Source organism: Carboxylicivirga litoralis, assembly GCF_025499605.1.
Classification (GTDB): domain Bacteria; phylum Bacteroidota; class Bacteroidia; order Bacteroidales; family Marinilabiliaceae; genus Carboxylicivirga; species Carboxylicivirga litoralis.
Window position 1 is genome coordinate 1 of record NZ_JAFMVC010000110.1, and the last position, 729, is coordinate 729.

1 protein-coding gene is annotated in these 729 nt (G+C 29.9%); it reads right to left on the reverse strand.

What is annotated here, in order from left to right; all coding sequences use genetic code 11:
* Positions 1 to 729 (reverse strand): hypothetical protein (locus tag J1N10_RS20970; protein WP_262328679.1); only part of this gene is annotated, 729 nt, incomplete at both ends.

Consider the following 729-nt stretch of genomic DNA (forward strand, 5'->3'; position numbering starts at 1 on the left):
TACAGAATCAACTCCCATTCTTTTTTTGAAAGTAAGTTTAGCAGAATGATTTAGAAAATATAGTTCACAGTCGACATTAAATAAATTCTCATATTTGTTTTCCTCGATTATTTTATAAACTAATTTTCCTCCTTCAATTAAGGAAGTTTCAATTTGCTTTTTGTCTTTTCCAAGGACTTTACTTACTATTTTTGTTGTTTTAATTTCTAAAGTCTCAAAAATCAAATTTTGTATCTCTCCGTTTACCGTGTTGTGATATTCAGTTTCTTTTTGGTCATTTTTCAGTTCATCAGGTACAATTAATTCAATTGTAAATTCATCTTCTTCAACTTGTGTATTTGGGTTGATAAGTTTGGCAAGAGCATTTTTTAGTTCTAAAAACTTACTTTTTGACCATTCGCTTTTTAAATTAGAAATCTCTAAAACAGTTCCTTTTCTAATACCATAATTACTTTTGGGAATAGTTTCGTGTAATACACTAATGTTTACGAACTCTTCTTTAAGATTACCTTCAAATTTATCCCATTGAGTAAGCAACGTTTCAACTTTTGAATTTGGCTCGTCTTTAATAGTTTCAAGATATAATTCGCCTCCAAGCCTGTCACAAGAAAATCTACCTATTCCTTTTGCTCCTGCGTAAGCTCTTTTTACTTTTATTTTATCTCGGTAATCGTAACTATCTTCTTCTGTTCCCTCTTTTTTAGCTGAATATGCGACAAAAAGCCATTT